At 58.7% G+C, this 17802-nt stretch carries 15 protein-coding genes; 9 read left to right on the top strand and 6 right to left on the bottom strand.

Features of this window, described 5'->3' with window-relative positions:
- Positions 1–79 precede the first annotated feature (79 nt).
- From C4J88_RS08050 to C4J88_RS08040, 3 genes are read left to right on the top strand one after another with little or no spacing between them, the layout of a single operon-like run.
- Positions 80–1006 (top strand): ABC transporter ATP-binding protein, encoded by a 927-nt coding sequence (locus C4J88_RS08050; RefSeq protein WP_124406676.1) that lies wholly within the window; start codon positions 80–82, stop codon positions 1004–1006.
- Entirely contained in the window at positions 1003–1728 is a 726-nt protein-coding gene (locus tag C4J88_RS08045; RefSeq protein WP_124406675.1) for an ABC transporter permease, read from the top strand. Before C4J88_RS08050 ends, C4J88_RS08045 begins: the two co-directional genes overlap by 4 nt.
- Before the next feature lie 15 nt (positions 1729–1743).
- Complete coding sequence (locus C4J88_RS08040; RefSeq protein WP_124406674.1) at positions 1744–3483, top strand: Gldg family protein; 1740 nt, start codon at positions 1744–1746, stop codon at positions 3481–3483.
- Between the two features lie 17 nt (positions 3484–3500).
- Here the strand turns inward: C4J88_RS08040 and C4J88_RS08035 are convergent, their stop codons facing one another.
- The 3 genes from C4J88_RS08035 to C4J88_RS08025 all read right to left on the bottom strand — a co-directional run bounded on the left by C4J88_RS08035 (position 3501) and on the right by C4J88_RS08025 (position 6026).
- Positions 3501–3809: a class I SAM-dependent methyltransferase gene (locus C4J88_RS08035; RefSeq protein ID WP_124366363.1), complete on the bottom strand. Its 309-nt coding sequence runs from the start codon at positions 3807–3809 to the stop codon at positions 3501–3503.
- Positions 3810–4066: 257 nt separating this feature from the next.
- Positions 4067–4501 (bottom strand): DoxX family protein, encoded by a 435-nt coding sequence (locus C4J88_RS08030; protein WP_124357637.1) that lies wholly within the window; start codon positions 4499–4501, stop codon positions 4067–4069.
- A 103-nt stretch (positions 4502–4604) separates the two neighbouring features.
- Complete coding sequence (locus C4J88_RS08025) at positions 4605–6026, bottom strand: transglycosylase SLT domain-containing protein (RefSeq protein ID WP_124406673.1); 1422 nt, start codon at positions 6024–6026, stop codon at positions 4605–4607.
- A gap of 236 nt (positions 6027–6262) precedes the next feature.
- Between C4J88_RS08025 and C4J88_RS08020 the strand changes: the two genes are divergently transcribed.
- The 5 genes from C4J88_RS08020 (at position 6263) to C4J88_RS08000 (ending at position 14511) form a co-directional block, all read left to right on the top strand.
- Positions 6263–7069: a TatD family hydrolase gene (locus C4J88_RS08020; protein ID WP_124406672.1), complete on the top strand. Its 807-nt coding sequence runs from the start codon at positions 6263–6265 to the stop codon at positions 7067–7069.
- Positions 7070–7165: 96 nt separating this feature from the next.
- Positions 7166–8647: a methyl-accepting chemotaxis protein gene (locus C4J88_RS08015; protein ID WP_124406671.1), complete on the top strand. Its 1482-nt coding sequence runs from the start codon at positions 7166–7168 to the stop codon at positions 8645–8647.
- 198 nt (positions 8648–8845) lie between these two features.
- Positions 8846–13555 (top strand): RHS repeat-associated core domain-containing protein, encoded by a 4710-nt coding sequence (locus tag C4J88_RS08010; RefSeq protein WP_124406670.1) that lies wholly within the window; start codon positions 8846–8848, stop codon positions 13553–13555.
- Between the two features lie 2 nt (positions 13556–13557).
- On the top strand, positions 13558–13965 hold the full coding sequence (locus C4J88_RS08005; RefSeq protein ID WP_124406669.1) for an Imm50 family immunity protein: 408 nt from the start codon (positions 13558–13560) through the stop codon (positions 13963–13965).
- 183 nt (positions 13966–14148) lie between these two features.
- Positions 14149–14511: an Mpo1-like protein gene (locus C4J88_RS08000; protein WP_124361884.1), complete on the top strand. Its 363-nt coding sequence runs from the start codon at positions 14149–14151 to the stop codon at positions 14509–14511.
- A 3-nt stretch (positions 14512–14514) separates the two neighbouring features.
- Here the strand turns inward: C4J88_RS08000 and C4J88_RS07995 are convergent, their stop codons facing one another.
- From C4J88_RS07995 to C4J88_RS07985, 3 genes are all read right to left on the bottom strand, one after another.
- Complete coding sequence (locus tag C4J88_RS07995) at positions 14515–15312, bottom strand: acyl-CoA thioesterase II (protein ID WP_124406668.1); 798 nt, start codon at positions 15310–15312, stop codon at positions 14515–14517.
- Positions 15313–15402: 90 nt separating this feature from the next.
- Positions 15403–16164, bottom strand: coding sequence for a CHAD domain-containing protein (locus C4J88_RS07990; protein ID WP_124406667.1), 762 nt, complete (start codon positions 16162–16164; stop codon positions 15403–15405).
- A 45-nt stretch (positions 16165–16209) separates the two neighbouring features.
- The gene (locus C4J88_RS07985) at positions 16210–16488 is read right to left on the bottom strand and encodes a hypothetical protein (protein ID WP_003238638.1); all 279 of its coding nucleotides are present in this window, start codon (positions 16486–16488) and stop codon (positions 16210–16212) included.
- 217 nt (positions 16489–16705) lie between these two features.
- Between C4J88_RS07985 and C4J88_RS07980 the strand changes: the two genes are divergently transcribed.
- Entirely contained in the window at positions 16706–17743 is a 1038-nt protein-coding gene (locus C4J88_RS07980; protein ID WP_124361881.1) for a patatin-like phospholipase family protein, read from the top strand.
- The last annotated feature ends 59 nt before the right edge of the window (positions 17744–17802 follow it).

Genomic DNA, 17802 nt, shown 5'->3' with positions numbered 1-17802 from the left:
TTGAACGTAGTCTTTTTAAGGCACCACCACACACTAACGAAACTTTCTTCAGGCACCGCCCAATAGATTCGGTAATCCTATGATCGAGGTCAGCAACCTGACAAAGTACCTGGGCAAAAAAAGCGTGATCAGCGACTTTTCGTTCTGTGCCCAACGCAAGGAATGCGTGGGTTTGCTGGGCGAGCATGGCGCCGGTAAAACAACATTGCTGAATTTGCTTTCCGGCATGATCAAGCCCACCAGTGGGCATATCAGTATTCAGGGTTTCAGTACCCAGACCGATTCAGTTCTCGCCAGGCAAGCCGTTGGCTACCAGCTTCAAGGGGGAATCACCCATCACACGCTGTCGGTCAAAAGCATCCTCAACTTCGTTGCCGCCGCTCGAGGGTTCAGCGGCGCCGAAAAACGCAGGCACGTGGACCGGGTCGCCACACGACTGGAGCTACTTCCTGTACTCAACTGCCCCATCGATGTGCTCAGCCAGGACTTGAAGCGCAGAGTCGCGATTGCGCAAGCCATTGTGCATTCCCCCAGCGTGCTCCTGCTGGACGAGCCCATGGAAGGGATGAACGCCGAGCAACGGCTCAAATTCAGGGCGCTTGTTCAGTCCCTTAACGAGGAAATGAGCGTCATCATTGCCTCCCGCCATTACGACTGGCTGTCCGACATCTGCACCCGCGCCCTGGTCATCGCAAGCGGGCGACTGATTATCGACGCTTCGCTGGATGATTTGCAGCGCAGTTCCCGGCACTTCCAGGCGGTGACCCTCGCAGCGGACCCGCCCCTGGATCTACTCGCGCTTGCGGTATTACCAGGGGTTGCAGGCATCGAAGAAGACCGTCTAAACCCAGGCAAAGTGACGGTTCTGGCCATGCCCGGGCACGCCATCTTCCCCGCCATCAATTCACTCATTACCCATCGCGGCTGGAACATAACGTCACTGCATCTGGAGCCAGGTCGCTTGAACGATGCCGTTCACCCTCTGAGCCACGAGGTATCGCCTTGAAACTGCTGCCCCTCATTTTCAAACGCCAACTCGCCAGTTATGCCAGCACCCCCATCACTTACCTGAGCGTGGCGTTTTTCCTGGTGCTATGTGCGGCGCTGGGATTGCACACCTACCGCTGGATGGAGCGAGACAGCAGCGACTTGCAGGCTTTTTTCGAGCTGCACCCCTGGCTCTATCTGCTACTGATACCCACCTTATCCATGCACATGTGGTCTGATGAACACAGCGCCGGATTTTCCAACATGATCAAAACCCTGCCCGTCACCTCAGCAGAACGGGTGATCGGAAAATTCCTGGCAGCCTGGGCGGTATGCAGTGCTGCGCTGTTGTTGAATTTTCCTATAGTGATCGCCGCCCATTATCTTGGAACGCCTGATAACGGGGTAATCGCATCACAATTTCTGGCAAGCTGGCTGCTGGCAGGAAGTTATCTAGCTGCCGGTTGTTTTATCTGTGTACTCACGCACCAGCGCCTTGTAATTTTCCTATTGACGATGGGCTTGCTGCTGACCATCAGCGGGCTTTCTTCAATCCTGGATGCACTTGAACATCAGGCACCGATCTGGATAGTTGATAGCGTGATGAGGCTTGACCCGATTTCCCGCTTCAGCTCAATGGACAACGGCAAAATAACACTTCATGACTGTTTATATTTTGTCAGCATGATCCTTGCTTTTCTCTCTGCATCCATTGTCACACTCAACTATAAAAACAGCTGAGAAGGAAAATCGCTGATGCGATCCGCTCTTCGTACGGGTATGACATTGATCGTCATATCATTACTGTTCCTGGCATTCAATCTGGTCTGGATAAACAAACTACCCGATATTCGCTGGGACTTTTCACAACAGAAAATTCACACCTTATCGCCATCCACGCGGCAACTGCTCGCAACACTTGATAGCCCGCTGGACTTGTATTATTTCAACTCGCTTACTGCACCGAAGAAAAGCCGCATTATGAAACGCTTCGGCCAACGCGTAGAAGACTTGCTCCAGGAATTCGAAGCAGCCGCCGAGGGCATGATCAATTTGCATGTTATTGACCCCACTCCTTTTTCAGAAGACGCCTACAAAGCCAGCTTATTCGGCCTGGATGACACACAGGGATACCTCGGCCTTATAGGCACGCGTGCCGGCCAGGGCACACAACGTATCGAAGCGTTCAACCCCGACGACGAGCCGTTGCTCGAGTATCAAATCAGCCAGTTGATCCATAAATTGATGCACTCCCAGCCTCCCAGCGTCGGCCTCCTGTCCGGGTTGCCGTTGAATGAGTCCGCCGGACACCTTTTGGAGCAAATGCGCGAGCATTTCAACCTGGTGGAGTTGGCATCGAACATTACCCAGGTGCCTCCATCTGTAGGTAGCTTGATGGTGGTACAGCCACGGGCGCTAGCCAAACAAACGCTTTACGCCATCGAGCAATTTGCCTTAAGCGGCGGCAAGCTGATGGTCTTCATCGACCCGGTGAGCGAGATGGGGGCTGAAACCGTAGCGGTAGACTCCGAGCTGGATGGCCTGTTGACCACATGGGGCATACGGATGCCCGCGAACAAGTTGTTGGTTGACAGTCTTTACGCCTCCTCGGCCTCGCTCGGGCCAGGCATGCCTACCGTATTGCACCCAGCCAGGTTGAAACTGCCACGCCTGGCAATGACCGCGCACGACATCAGCACCTGGAAACTCGACAGCCTGAGCGTATCAAGCAGTGGCGCACTCTTGCGCACACGAAAAAGCCGGATGACGTTCACCCCGCTGCTGCAAAGCTCCCGGCAGTCTGCGCTGCTGGACGCCGGGCGTTTCGCTTCAGCGACGGCGTTCGATTCACTCATCGACGAAGCTTCCACCTCGGGTCAGCGCCATGTGATCGCCGCTCGCCTGGAGGGGCCGGCCTACTCGGCATTTCCTGACGGTCTCAGGGGACAGCCGCCAGGCTTACAAAAGGCTGCCCGAATCGAGGTGGTGGTGGTTGCCGATACCGATTTACTCGCGGACGCCGTCAGCCAGACAACGGCCAACAGCAACGTGCAGTTCGTATTGAATACCCTGGATAACCTGGCGGCTCCCGCAGAACTGGCGAATATTCGTCCGCGCCTCACCTCGCATTCACTCAGCACCCTGGAACCCATGCGCGAAGCCGCCGCACAGGCCTATCGGGAAACGGCCGCAGAACTGGAACGTCGCCTTGAGCGTACCGAGCAAGCGTGGCAGCGGTTGAATCCACAGGCCACACGCTTGGGCACCCAGGCCGTGGACACCAATACCCAATTGCAAGCGCTCAACAAAGAGCGCCTGCGCCTGCCCATGGAACTCCATGCCCTCAAGACTCAGGCGTACGCGCCGCTGCACCGCTTCGAGCGGAACCTAAAGCTGCTGCTGATCGTAACGGTACCGCTGGTGTTATGCCTGATCGCCTGGGTACGTTATCGCTGGCTGTGTCGACGCCGATGGCCGCCCGCGGGCTTCAGCTGAACATGTGGGGTTGGAAATCAGCGACGGGCAATCAGCCCTTGTCGGGCAATCCGCGTCAGTTGGCGGATCACCTCTTCGGCGTTGTCTGCACTCGGCGCCTGGATCACCGCGAGGTCAAAGCTGTTACTGGCAAAACGGGCCAGGGAGTCGCCATCTTCCACGAACTGGATCAAGAACGCCGAAGGCCGACCGGTGCGACGTGGCCAGCCGTCCAGGTAACGCAGCAGCGTCGGCTGGTGCTTGCCGCCCAGGAGGATTTTCGGGTTGCGTTGAGTCAGGTCCGCAGTGATCGGGGCCAGGCGTATCAGGGGGCGTAGTGCATTCATCGTGTCGTGTCTCTGCCTCAAAAGTCTGCAGGCAGGTGAGAGGCAACACCGAACCAGCGCTTTAGCGGTATTTCGACCCGTGCCTCCTGACGAGTGCATGGTTCTGTCGGACTGCATCGAGTCCAGTGGCGCCCCGCAATTAGCTGTTTAAATCGGCGCATGAGCAGCATCCTAGAGAAGCTGGCGGGGCAGTGTCAAGAATCCCGAGCAACGAAAAAGGCCCGCACAGGGCGGGCCTCTCATGAGGTGCGAAACGCTCAGTTGGCGATGGCGCGGTCGGCCGACAGTTTGCCGGCACCTTCGAACAGCACCGCCAGCGAGCCGCCAAGCAGGGCCAGGGCGAATTCATACCCATTGTTGGCCATGAACAGCCCGTTATGAATGTGCACCGAAAAGATCGCCACCAGTGTCAGGAAGGTCAGGCCCAATGCTGCTGGGCGTGCAAGCAGGCCGATGATCAGCGCCAGGCCGGCAAAGAACTCGGTGCCACCCGACAGCACGGCCATCAGCGTGCCCGGCGCCAGGCCGATGCTTTCCATCCACTGGGCGGTTCCCGCCAGACCACCGCCGCCAAACCAGCCGAAAAGTTTTTGCGAGCCGTGGGCAGCGAAGATAATGCCGACGAAGATGCGCAGAACAGTCAGGCCGTAGCCGGCACGGGTGGACAGGACGCGGGTGATCAGTGGGCTCATGGGGTAAATCCTTTTTCAGGTAGGGGTTGGTTGGCCGCTATATTAATCAGTTTAAACAATGATAAAAGCCGAAAAATTGCCTTATCAACATCGATAAAATCGATTATTTGCGAGAAGCAACTTTCGCCGCTGGCGGCTCCAGGGACTCCCGCTCCCGATCGAACGCCAGGTAGTATTTGTTGACACTATTAACATAGCTGACGCCGCCCATCCCCACCTGCTCCATGGCAATGCGTTCAACCTGAAAAAACCACTGATTGGGGTTGAGCCCCCGGCGCCTGGCTTCGGTACGCATGCCCTGCACCCGCTCCGGCCCCATGTTATACGCAGCCAGCACAAAGGCCATGCGTTCGCGCTCATTGAGCTTGGGGCTGGCGAAAAACTTACGCCGGATCATCGCCAGGTAGCGCGCACCCGCCTGCACATTACTGTCCAGATTCTCGATATTGTTGACGCCCACCCGCTGCGCCGCCGAAGGCGTGATCTGCATCAAACCGGTAGGCCCACCGCTGTTGCGTGCGCCAGGGTCCAGCGCAGACTCCTTGAAGGCCAGCGCAGCCAGGTTCAACCAGTCCATGCCTTGCTCGCGTGCATGCTTTTGCAGGATCGGGCGCAGTTTCTCCAGGCGTTGACGATCGGCGCGGGCCAACGGGTTGCGCACTTGATAGAGACGTCGATAGATACGCTGGAACGCCACATCCTGGTCGGAGGGGGTGTGATAGGTCTTGAGGAAGCGATCGATGCTCGCCCACAGCATCGACGCATCCTGGCGCACGAACCAGTACTCGTCACCCGGCTCACTGATGGCCACCTGCTTGTCAAAGCGCAACTTGGGCAGGATTTTCGACCAGCGTTCGGCAATCGGCTTTTCCACGATGGTCAGGTGAAAGATCCCGGCCTGCACCATCTCCAGCACGTCTTCCACCGCCAGGCTCGGGTCGACCCATTCCACCTTGATCGGCGGCTGCTTGTGCAGGGCCAGCTTCTGGTTGACCTGGCTGATCGCATCCGCCGCCGCGCTGCCGGTGGTCAGCGTCAGGGTGCGGCCCGACAACTGCTCCAACCTGGTAAACCGGCGTTCACCCTTGACGCCGACCAGCCACAACGGCACATCGCTGGCGATCGGGGCACTGGTGCTGATCTTGTGCGCGGCCTTCACGTCCAACAATTCGCCAGGGGCAACCAGGTCGCCTTCGCCACGGGCCAGTGCGCCAAGCAACTGCTCCTTGGCCTTGGGGATGATCTTGAGGTTGATTTGCTGGCCATCACGGGCATGGCCATTGAGGTATTGCTCGAACGCACGCAGGCGATGGTATTCGACACCGATGGCCTGGCCCTGCACTTCACCGGAGCTGTTACGGCTCTGGTTGACCAGTACACGCAGGGTGCGACTGGAACGAATGTCTGCCAGGTCACGCACCTTGCCGGGCTTTGTCACTTCCAGCGGCCCATCCAGACGCGCGACCGCCGCCATGGGCAGCAGCAACGTCACGCACACTAAAAGCAAAGCCGAGGGTCGGATCATCCGCTCTCCGGAAAGAATACTGGCCAACGCCTTCGTGAAAAGCGAGGTGTTGGGCGTCAGAAACAGAGCGCTTTAAGCGCTGGCAAGGCGCGCAACGGCGACACAGTGAAAGGCAGCGGGCCCGGCACAATGTCGCTTGCGACGTTCAAAGACAGCGATAACGCGTTGTAGTTCTTCGTTTTTCTTATAAATCTACAGCTCTGATATGCTTTCCGGCCGCAGGCGGAGATAGCACCATGCAACTCATTGATATCGGCGTCAACCTGACCAACCCCAGTTTCGACGAGAGGCACTCGGCCGTTCTCGAGCGTGCCTACGCCGCTGGCGTGCAACAATTGGTGCTCACCGGCACCAGCGTCGAAGGCAGCGAGCAGGCCCTGGAACTGTGCGTAAAACTCGATGAAAGCGCACAACGCCTGTTCAGCACCGCTGGTATCCATCCCCACTCCGCCAGCGCTTGGAACCGCGACAGCGCCCAACGTTTGCGCGACTTGCTCGGCGAAACACGCGTGCGCGCCGTCGGCGAGTGCGGACTGGATTTCAACCGTGATTTTTCGCCGCGCCCACAGCAGGAAAAAGTCCTCGAGGAACACCTGGCCCTGGCCGTCGAGCTGAAACTTCCCGTATTCCTTCACGAGCGCGACGCCAACCAGCGCCTGCTGGAGATTCTCAAGGACTACCGTGACCATCTGCCCGCCGCCGTGGTGCATTGTTTCACTGGCGAACAAGCGGCGCTCTTCAGCTACCTCGACCTCGACCTGCACATTGGCATCACCGGTTGGATCTGCGACGAGCGCCGTGGGACGCATCTGCACCCATTGGTCAGGGAAATTCCCCGTGGCCGTCTGATGCTGGAAAGTGACGCGCCCTACCTGCTGCCGCGCACGCTGCGCCCGAAGCCGAAGAACGGCCGCAATGAACCGGCCTTCCTCACTGAAGTGCTGCGCGAAGTTGCCCTGCATCGCAATGAAACGTTGGAAGAGCTGGCGATGCACAGCACCGCCTGTGCCCGCGCCTTTTTCGGCCTGCCTGCCGTGGAGTGATGCGGCGCATTGACCCATGTCAAAAACGCTTTCCTGAGTAGCGGCACAATAATGGCACCTTGCCAATGCTGTTTCCGCTATCAGAGAAAACCTTCCATGGGTGCCTGGCTTAGCAATATCTCGCTTAAATACAAATTCTGGGCCGTCAACGCGGTGGCCTTCATCACTACCCTGCTGCTGGTGCTGTATGCCGTCCAGCTCGAACAACAGGCGCGCAGCCATGCGTCCCAGGTGTCGGCCCAGGCCCAGGCGCAGTTGCTCAACGCCTGGCCGGCTGACAAGCCACTGCCCGCCGGCGAGAACTGGCTGACCTTCACCCGTGGTCAAGTCCCACAACGCGCAGGTCAGGATCTGTCAGCTTTGCAAGACGCGAGCGGCTGGATCGAGCTCAGTCACCTGCCATTGTTCGGCGTCAATCCGCTGGTGGGCGCCGAGGTCATCCGCCGTGCCGACGGACAGCAGGTCGCCGTACTCGCCTACGCGCCAAGCCTGCGCCAGGTGTTCGGCGAACGTTTCGTCAACTATGCGCTGGCGGTGGCGATCCTGATGCTCGCGATGCTTTGCGCCTCACAACTGCTGATCCGCTTCCTGCTCAGCCAGCTCAACACTCTCAAGGACGTGATGCTGCATGTGGAGAAGACCGGCGATTTGTCCGCCCGCGTGCCCCTGGCCTGCAAGGATGAAGTCGGGCAAATGGCCAGCGCCTTCAACGCCATGCAGGCCGGCTACCAGCGGGTGGTCAACACCGTGGCCCATACTGCCAAACAATTGGACGAGGGCGCCGCGCGGCTGGCCGGCAGCATGAACGAGGTGCAGCGCGGCATGCTCGGCCAGCAAAGCGAGACCGACCAGGCCGCCACGGCGATCAACGAAATGACCGCCACCGTCTACCACATTGCCCAGCACGCCGGTGCCACCCGCGACCTCTCGCAAACCGCCGACACCCTCGCCGGCAGCGGCCAGGAAGTGGTCACCCGCGTGCAACGTTCGATTGCCGGGCTGTCCAGCGGCGTGCAACAGACCGCTGAGATGATCCAGAAACTCGCCGAAGACAGCCAGAAAATCAACAGCGTGGTCGGGGTGATCCACAGCATCGCCGAACAGACCAACCTGCTCGCCCTCAATGCCGCCATCGAAGCTGCCCGCGCCGGAGAAATGGGCCGTGGCTTTGCGGTGGTCGCCGACGAAGTGCGCAACCTGGCCAAGCGCGTACAAAGCTCCACCGACGAAATCACCCGCATGGTCTCGGCGCTGCAAGCCGGCACCCGCGACGCGGTGGATTTCATGCAGGAAAGCTCGTTCAAGGCTGACGACTGCGTAAAGCAGGCCCAGGAAGCCGGTGCCGCACTCGCCGACATCACCGGCGCCGTGGCGCAGATGCGCGAGAGCAATACCCAGATCGCGGTGGCCGCCGAACAGCAAAGCCATGTCGCTGAAGAGATGAACCGCGCAGTGGTGAGTATTCGTGATGTAACCGAGAACACCGTACGGCAGACCGTGGATTCGGCGACCACCAGCCATACACTGGCGGCGTTGGCGGGAGAGTTGAGCAAGGCGATCGGGCAGTTGAAACTGTAGGACCGTTCAGACCGTAATCCGATTCCTACGACCAAGCCACAGCCTACCTGAGATTAAGACGAAACTTCCTCGCCACTCCCGCGAATAACGCCGACTTCTTTTACCGACGAACCTCTGCAAAGTCCCTCGCCTGATCAAACAGTGCGAGGGAGTGCAGATGGTTTTTTTCGTTAGGGCCCAGGTCGCCGGGGCCGTCTTTTGATTCCGGTGATTGCCAGCTTTGTGCTGGCCCCCATGGACCCCGAAGCGCCGGATGTTGAAAGCATTCTTCGGAATTTGCGCGACTGCCTGAATACGTTCGACGACTGGGCCGACAGCTTTTTAAGTGGCTCGGCACTGGAAGTGGAGCAGGTGTTCAAGGTCGGGGAAGACGTCGCACTGGTTGCGCCGATTTCTTCCGATATGCCCAGTCGCACCGTCGCCATGTGCAAAGCCCAGGGTGGGCTGACCCTGGTGCATCTGTTCGAAAGCACCCGGTTCGTGCCGATCGGCAACACGCCGGTCACGCTGCAAGCCATCGCCAAGGACGGCACTCCCATTGGCGCGCCGCTGCATCGAACCATCGGTCCCAGCGGCATTCTTGAAGTTCCAGAATGCACTCGCGACCAGCAGTACCAGGTCACCTTTTACCCCAACGTTTCCAAGGATCACGTCAAGGCGCTGTATGCGTCCTACCAGTCGGTGATCGCCGGGCTGGAAGCTGAACTGCGCCAGCAATGGAACGAGCGCTTCAAGCTTCAGTGGGCCGACTTTGCAAACGCCCCGCCCTTCACGCGCAGCGCGAAACAGGGAGCGGCCTTTGCAACCGGGATTGGCAAGGCCTTTTACAACCTGTGGGACAACATTACCGAGCTGTACGACCTGCTGGCGAACCTCAAGTCCAACAGCGAACGGTTGTTGAAGTACATCTCCCAAGCCGAACTGGATCAGTTACTCAAGCTGGGTAAAGACACCCTCGCCCAGGGTTTGCTGGTGCTCAGTGATGAGCCGCTGTTGTTCATTTATCTCTCCGCGGCGGTGGCCTGGATGCGCATGCTGCCACCGCCCGAGATGTATGAACTGCTGGGTGAGGTTACCGGCGAAGTGTTGATCAATCTGTTGCTGATATGGGCGACGCGGGGAATTGGGGTACAGCTTCGGTTGGGGGCTCAGGTGCTCAGCCAGGTCAAATCCGGGCGGGCGCGGGCGTTGTTGGAGCTTTTGGCCAAACAGGTTGTGGGGCCTGGGCTGGAAACCCATGTGGAGGCGGCCAAGCCGTTGCTGCTGAACAGTGCGGCGACGGCTATCAAGGCGGTGCCGGTGGCGCCGTTGAAGGCGGGTGACACGCTGGTTTCGAACCCGATGCCGGCGGTGCGTAGCAAGACGCAGCGTACGGCGTTGGTGCGGCAGGAGCATGTGGATGATGTGCCTGCTGTTGCGTCGAATCCGAAGGGCGATGCGGCGGCTCCGGCGGATAAAACCGTTACGAACGGTTGCCCGGTGTCGATGGTCACTGGCGAGGAATTGCTGACCCTTACCGATGGTGCGCTGGATGGGGTCTTGCCGTTCGAGTGGACGCGCTTGTATCGCAGCAGTGCGGTGGAAGTGGATTGTGGGCTGGGGTTTGGCTGGAGCCATGCGCTGGCGCAGCGGCTTGTGGTGTCAGGCGATTCGGTGGTGTGGACGGACCATGAGAATCGCTCGACCACCCTGCCCTTGCCGACGGTTTCTCGACCGGCGATTACCAACAGCTTGGCCGAAGTGGCGATCTATTTGGGCTCGGTTCCTGACGAGTTGGTGCTGGCCCAGGGGTCGCGGTTCTACCATTTTCGCGACGGAGTGCTGACGGCGATCAGCGATGCGTATGACAACCGGTTGTTGGTTGTCCGGGATCGATTGGGGCGGATCGAGCGGTTGGATAACGGCGTGGGCCGCTCTTTGCTCTTGCGCTATGAGCTGAATCGCATCGTGGCGGTGGACTACCAGGTTCATCGCGCCACAGGGCATGAACCCTTCGTCTGGGTGACCGAGCAGAACGTCGTTTCCTACGCCTATGACGGCGCTGGACGACTGGTGTCAGCGACCAATGCCGTCGGTGAATGTGAGCGTTATCGGTACGACGAGCAGCACGTCATTCTTGAACGGCAACTGGCCGGTGGGGCGAGTTTCTTCTGGGAATGGGAACGCGCTGGCAAGGCGGCGCGCTGTGTCCGGCATTGGGCCAGTTTTTCGCAGATGGACACGCGGTATGTCTGGGGCGATGACGGTCGCGTCACCGTGCATAACGCCGACGGCAGCCAGGAAGTTTACGTACATGACCAGCGGGCGCGGCTGGTACAGCGCATCGATCCCGACGGCGCCCAGCATTTCAAATCATACGACGATAAAGGCCGCCTGACGGTCGAGCAGGATCCGCTGGGCGCGGTGACGGCCTATCAATACGACGACGCCGGACGCTTGGTCGCGCTGTTTCCGGGGGATGATGAGCCGACGTCCTACGAGCATGACAACGGTTTCGTACGGGTGGTGCGGCGTGGTGAAGCGGTCTGGAAATACGAGCGCAATGAACAAGGCGATGTCATTCGCCAGATCGATCCGGATGGCAACGCGACCGACTACAGCTACGACAAACAGGGGCAACTGACCGGGGTATGGTATCCGGATCACAGTTGTCATCGGTTGGTGTGGAACGAGCGTGGGCAGCTCGTTGAAGAGCAGCTGCCCAATGGTGGGATCAAGCGTTATCGCTATGACGATCTAGGCCGACAGATCGCGCGTGAGGATGAGCACGGCGCGCTGACCCAGTATCAATGGGACGCTGTAGGACGCCTGCTGAAACTGACCCAGCCCGGGGGAACTAGCCGGGAATTCAGCTACAACCCCTACGGAAAAATCATCGCCGAACGCGATGAACTCGGCCACGTCACCCGCTACGAATACGCCGATGGCCTGCACCTGATCAGCCGCCGCATCAATGCCGACGGCACCCAGGTCAACTACCGCTACGACAACGCCCGCTTACTGCTCACCGCCATCGAAAACGAAGTCGGCGAAACCTACCAGCTCGACTACCACCCCAACGGCCTGATCCAACAGGAAACCGGCTTCGACGGCCAACGCACCGCCTACGCCTACGACCTCAACGGCAACCTGCTGGAGAAAACCGAATACGGCGACGACGGCAGTCAGCTCGTCACTCAATACCATCGCGACCATGCCGGTCGCCTCGTAAGAAAAACCCTGCCCGACGGCAGCGCTGTCGATTATGCCTACGACCGCCAAGGCAACCTCCTCAGTGTCGACGACGGCCACTGGTTCCTTGCCTACGAGTACGACCGCCAAAACCGCCTCACCGCCGAACACCAGGGCTGGGGCACGCTGCGCTACGGCTATGACGCCTGCGGCCAACTTCAGCACTTACGCCTACCGGACAACAACCGCCTCACCTTCAACCACGACAAAGGCGGCCACCTTGCCACCGTCGAACTGAACGGTGCGCTGCTGACCTCACACCTGTTCAAAAGCGGCCGTGAACACCAACGCCAACAAGGCCAACTCCTCAGCCACTACCACTACGACGAGCAAAACCGGCTACATACCCACGCCGTCATCCAACAGGAAAACCACCTCTACCAACGCCACTACGACTACGACAAAACCGGCAACCTCACCCGCCTGCACGACACCCGCAAAGGCGAACACCTCTACCGCTACGACCCACTCCACCGCCTGACCCGCGCCGATCATTCGCAAGACGTCCAGGAACGCTTCGGCCACAACCCGGCCGGCAACCTGCTGATGCAAGATCGTCCTGGCCCGGACATCGTTGCGGGTAACCGGCTCGTGATCCAAGGCGATCACCACTACGACTATGACGCCTTCGGCAACCTGATCCGCGAGCGGCGCGGCAAGGGTCATTCACTCGTTACCGAATACCGCTACGACTGTCAGCACCGGCTGATCGGCATCACAAAGCCCAATGGCCAAAGCGCCAGTTATCGCTACGATCCGTTTGGGCGGCGTATCAGCAAAACCGTCGACGGCATCACCACGGAGTTCTTCTGGCAAGGCGACAAAGTAATCGCTGAGCATCACGCGGATCGTCATCGCAGCTACCTCTACGAACCCGACAGCTTCCGCCCATTGGTACTGCTGGAAGGCTTCGGCCCAAAAGAAACCAAGCCCTACCACTACCAACTCGACCACCTCGGTACGCCGCAGGAACTCACCACGCCCGACGGCGAAATCGCCTGGTCCGCCCATTACCGCGCCTACGGCGAAATCAGCCGCCTCGACGTAGGCAAAATCGACAACCCGCTACGTTTCCAAGGCCAATACTTCGACCCGGAAAGCGGCCTGCACTACAACCGCCATCGCTACTACAATCCGGATATTGGTCGTTACCTGACGCCAGATCCGGTGAAGCTGGCGGGTGGGATCAACGCGTACCTGTACGTGCCTAACCCTACTGGATGGGTGGACCCGTTAGGGCTGAGCGCTAACTGCCCGCCTAAAGGCAGGCATCATTCAGCCTGTAAAACACCAAATGAACCCGACGCACCCGATGTTTCACGCAAAGGTGCCTTCAGACAAGCGAAGAGAGACGCCGGGATACCGATGGTTCAAAACCCAGATATGGTAGTAGACCTAGATACAGGGAAAACTAAACAATACGTCACTGAAAAAATGACGGACAAAAACGGAAAAACAGTTCTGGATGATGCAGGGAGATCCATCGAAACTAAGGTTTATCAATTTACAAGATCAAATGGCTCTAAGGTTCTTATCCAAGATCACTCAGCAGGACATAAATTCGGCAGAGTAGATGGTGTTGGGGACCATTCGTCACACTTCAACTTACGCCCGATCGAAAAGCCTCGAAAAGGCTATCTTGAAGGCGCAAAGAAACACTATCCATTCAGGAAATAAGTATGAAGCATTGGAACGAATTAGATGGAAGCATATTTTTTAGTAAACTTTTCAGCTCTCCAGTTGAAATTGGAAAAATAGCTTTGTTTTCTATAACTATAGAAAATGATCAACCATCAATAGGCATGGGTTTTGACATACCTGAATTCCCAGACGACCTGCCAGAAAAATGGAGAAATAAAGGATATAACACGTGCAGAGTTGGCCTAACTTGCAATGACATTGACAACCTGAAAATCTTAAATATTCCTGCCCATGAGGTATTTACTGCACGCATCAAAAGAGCCAGCGATCATTTTACATTTGAAGCCGTCAGCGACAGCGCCTCCATAGCATTCAACGCAAAATTTATTTCACTTAAAGGCCCTAGTGTTTACATCAACGGACCGGACGACTACTACTTTAAATAACCCAACATAACCATCACAAATTGAAAGCAATCTCAAATCGCGGCACCCCGTTGAGTCACCTGAGAAATCATTTTTACATAAAAGGTGGCTCTATGGACTCCATAGCCATCCCCAATTCGCCGGCCCGTCCCCCCCAACCTACACTTTATCCAAGTTGTTTAAACGGACAGAGGATTCACCACCATGGGCAAACGTCACCCCAATCTCCCCGCCTGGCAATGGCGTAATTACCCACAAAACCATCAACACCCGACCAATCTGGCTTTGCACCTGATTGCCGTGCCGCTGTTCATCATCGGCTTTCTGTTGATCGTTTCCGGTGTGTTCAGCCTGAGCCTGGTGAGTTTTGCCGTAGGCGTGATCGGCATTTTGGCGGGCCTGGCGCTGCAGCGTCATGGCCACAGCCTGGAAGCCCAGGCGAGCGAGCCGTTCAGTGATCGTAACGACGCGGTGCAGCGCCTGGTGGTCGAGCAGTTCGTGACGTTTCCGCGCTTTGTGCTCAGCGGGGGCTGGTGGCGGGCGTGGCGCCAGCGTCACCGGCATTGAGGGTCAGGCGAAGACCACCACGGTCTGGCGACTGAGGGCGATCAACTCGCCGGTCGGGCTCCAGAGCGCGGCGGCGGCATGGCCGTAGCCGTCGCGGGCGTGTTCGATGTTGACGTGGTATTGGCACCAGTCGAGGGTGGTCAAGTGCTGCAGGGGCTGGATGAATTCGATGGTCCAGGTCAGGGTGCTGCCCGGCGCCGGTTTCTTCAAATGCGGAAGTAACGCCGGGGGCCAGGCGTCGACCAGTGCGAGGATGTGCGCCTCGGTCAGGGGCTCTTCTTTCACGTCCCCACGCAACCGTACCCAACCGCCCATGTCGCGGGATTTATTGCCGGTAAACGGCAGGCCGCCGACGCTCCAGCGCATTGCCAGATGCCGCATGAATTCAGGGGTGACGCCCTTGATATAGGGCAGCTCCTGGCATTCATCCCAATGTTTGAACACGGGTGGCGGCTCGCTCGCGACGTCAATTTCCGAGGTGCGGGGCGCACCGAAACTGGCCTGGACCAAGGTCGCCACTTCACCGTTCTGCACCACACGGCCCAGCAATTGGCTGACAGCCTTGCCTTCGCGCAGCACTTCAACCTGATAGCTAGCGGGTACATCCGGCGCGACCGGGCCAACGAAAGTGATCGCCAGGGAGCGCAGCGGCCGGTCTGCCGGCACGTGGGCGCGCAAGGCTTCGTATTGCAACGCGGCGACCAGGCCACCAAAGGTGGCGCGACCTTGGGCCCATTCGGCAGGAATGGTGACATCCTGTGGGTTTTGACGGGCAGCGTCGAGCAAATCACTAAAGCGCATGGCGACCTCACATCAAGAAAATCGATGAGGGGATCTTAACCACCAAGCCCGCCAGATACAGCACCTATTCCGGCCAAAAACCGGACCGGTTCAGAAACAATCGGCGCTGAGCTTATCCAGAACCCGGTCCGCCTGCCGCTCGGCCTTGGCCATGGTTTGACGCCAGGTGGCGACGAAGGGCTCAAGATCGGCTTGATGCTCGGCCAGCATCAACCACTGCCAGCAGTCGTGCCAGTCACCCAGGGCGCCCTGGGCTTTTTTCAGACCGGACAGGGCCTTGGCGGGCAATTTATCCAGCTCGGGATACGCCTCGGCGGCGTAGCGCACGCGCTTGATCAGCAAGCGTAAACGGTGACGATCATGCTCGGGGTCATTCAGCGCATGATCGAGAACCTTCCATTGCTTGGTCAGGCGTTTCTGGATGCGCGAGCGCAGACCCTTGAGCAATTTCTGGCGTTGGGAAGCGCGGATAAACCGTGGAAACGCATCGAGGATCTGCAACAGGTGTGCGAGCTGCGAGCTCTGCGCTACCTGGCGATAAGCCTCAGGCTGCAGGCGCAGACGCCGCTCAGCCGCCTCATGGTGACCCTGCTGTTGCAAGTACGCAGCCAGCACCTCACGGTCACGCAACGGTGTGGTCAACTGGCCGACCGCGCGGGCGGCCGATTCAAGCTGTTCGACACCCGGTAACCCGCGCAAGGGGCGCAACAGGCTGCGCATGCGGCGCACGGTAGTGCGCAGATCATGCAAGGCTTCATCATCGGTGACGGCGGCAAGACGCGCCTGACAGCTCAGTAACCCTACTTCCAGGCCGATGACCTGAGCGACCAACTGATTGACCAGCGCTGACATCCTGCCCTCCCTGTGTGATGAAACAGCCTACTCGCGGCTAGCGAATCAACGCCCGGCGCGTGACTCACGGATATAGAAGCGCGCTTTCTCGGCCTTGTTGGAGCACCCTTCGAACGCTTCGAATTGCTGTTGGGTCTTGGCCCCGGTCAACAACGACAAAGCCTTGGAGTAGCTGACGGTGCCCGCGAAGCCCTCGGCCTTGGCCAGGTCCAGTTCTTTCCAGGCCGCATCCAACTGCGACCCGCAGCTGTCGCGATACGCGGTTTTCCCGGCACAGCCCGCCAAGGCCAACAGGATCACGGGAACACACATCCAGGCTTTCATCGATGACACCTCAAAATATACAAAATCTGTCGTAGCCTGTAGACGTTGCCTACAGGGAAAAGTGCCTTGTCCTTAGCCTGAAATCAGTAGTACCCATTGCCAGAGCATACCCGAGCCTAGTCGTGATTCTGGAAAAATATTGCCAAGGCTTACCGAGGATTGTAGCGGCCCCCTTGATGGGTGCATTGTGGGCACCTGTTTCACGAAGGATCTGGTCATGAAGAAACGTGTTGCCTTAGTGCTGGGCTCCGGCGGAGCCAGGGGCTACGCCCATATCGGGGTGATCGAAGAGATCGAACGACGCGGCTATGACATCGCTTGTATTGCCGGCTGCTCGATGGGCGCCGTGGTCGGCGGGATCTATGCCGCCGGCAAGTTGGACGAGTACCGAAACTGGATCGAAAGCCTCGATTACCTCGACGTGTTGCGCCTGGTGGATGTGAGTTTTCGCCTGGGCGCAATTCGCGGTGAAAAGGTGTTCGGGCAGATCCGCAAGATCGTCGGCGAGATCAATATCGAAGAGCTGCGCATCCCCTACACCGCCGTGGCTACCGACCTCACCAACCAGCAGGAAATCTGGTTCCAGGAAGGCTGCCTGCACCAGGCCATGCGCGCGTCGGCCGCGATCCCCAGCCTGTTCACGCCGGTGATGCAGGGCAACCGCATGCTGGTGGATGGCGGCTTGCTCAACCCGTTGCCCATCGTGCCGGTGGTGTCCAGCCATTGCGACTTGATCATCGCGGTCAACCTCAACGCCACCAACCAGAAGCACTATCATTTGCCGGTGATCCAGCGCCCGCCGGCATTCAAGAGCCGCTTTAACAGCCTGGCAAAATCATTGGGTTCGCACCTGCCGTTTCGACGCAAACAGGCCGAGCAGTTGATGAAGCTCGAGCAGGAAGCGTTGCAGGCCCAGGCCGCCGAGATCAACCCATGGCTGGAGTCGGCCGAGCCCGAATCCCAGCAACCCGCCGCCGCGCCGGAAAAACCCGGCACGCCGAAGTCGGCCACAGGCTCGTTCATTATTGATAACGTCGGGCCTGCCTCGCTGCTGGACCTGATCAACCAGAGTTTCGAAGTGATGCAAACGTCATTGGCACAGTACAAAATCGCCGGCTACCCGCCGGATGTGCTGATCAACGTGCCCAAGCGGGTGTGCCGTTTTTTCGAGTTCTACAAGGCGCCGGAGTTGATCGCGTTGGGGCGGGAAATTGCCAGTGATACGTTGGATCGGTATGAGAGTGAGCAGTCTTGAGAGTGTAGGCGCTGCTGACGACCCCATCGCGGGCAAGCCCACTCCCACAATTAGACTGA

This window comes from Pseudomonas sp. R4-39-08, assembly GCF_003852275.1.
Lineage (GTDB): Bacteria > Pseudomonadota > Gammaproteobacteria > Pseudomonadales > Pseudomonadaceae > Aquipseudomonas.
The sequence above is the reverse complement of the archived record's forward strand: the minus strand, read 5'-3'. Positions and strand labels throughout refer to the sequence as shown.

Coding starts and splice junctions, on each gene's coding strand:
- C4J88_RS08050 (WP_124406676.1), top strand. CDS start 80: ATGATCGAGGTCAGCAACCTGACAAAGTACCTGGGCAAAAAAAGCGTG.
- C4J88_RS08040 (WP_124406674.1), top strand. CDS start 1,744: ATGCGATCCGCTCTTCGTACGGGTATGACATTGATCGTCATATCATTA.
- C4J88_RS08035 (WP_124366363.1), bottom strand. CDS start 3,809: ATGAATGCACTACGCCCCCTGATACGCCTGGCCCCGATCACTGCGGAC.
- C4J88_RS08030 (WP_124357637.1), bottom strand. CDS start 4,501: ATGAGCCCACTGATCACCCGCGTCCTGTCCACCCGTGCCGGCTACGGC.
- C4J88_RS08025 (WP_124406673.1), bottom strand. CDS start 6,026: ATGATCCGACCCTCGGCTTTGCTTTTAGTGTGCGTGACGTTGCTGCTG.
- C4J88_RS08020 (WP_124406672.1), top strand. CDS start 6,263: ATGCAACTCATTGATATCGGCGTCAACCTGACCAACCCCAGTTTCGAC.
- C4J88_RS08015 (WP_124406671.1), top strand. CDS start 7,166: ATGGGTGCCTGGCTTAGCAATATCTCGCTTAAATACAAATTCTGGGCC.
- C4J88_RS08005 (WP_124406669.1), top strand. CDS start 13,558: ATGAAGCATTGGAACGAATTAGATGGAAGCATATTTTTTAGTAAACTT.
- C4J88_RS08000 (WP_124361884.1), top strand. CDS start 14,149: ATGGGCAAACGTCACCCCAATCTCCCCGCCTGGCAATGGCGTAATTAC.
- C4J88_RS07995 (WP_124406668.1), bottom strand. CDS start 15,312: ATGCGCTTTAGTGATTTGCTCGACGCTGCCCGTCAAAACCCACAGGAT.
- C4J88_RS07990 (WP_124406667.1), bottom strand. CDS start 16,164: ATGTCAGCGCTGGTCAATCAGTTGGTCGCTCAGGTCATCGGCCTGGAA.
- C4J88_RS07985 (WP_003238638.1), bottom strand. CDS start 16,488: ATGAAAGCCTGGATGTGTGTTCCCGTGATCCTGTTGGCCTTGGCGGGC.
- C4J88_RS07980 (WP_124361881.1), top strand. CDS start 16,706: ATGAAGAAACGTGTTGCCTTAGTGCTGGGCTCCGGCGGAGCCAGGGGC.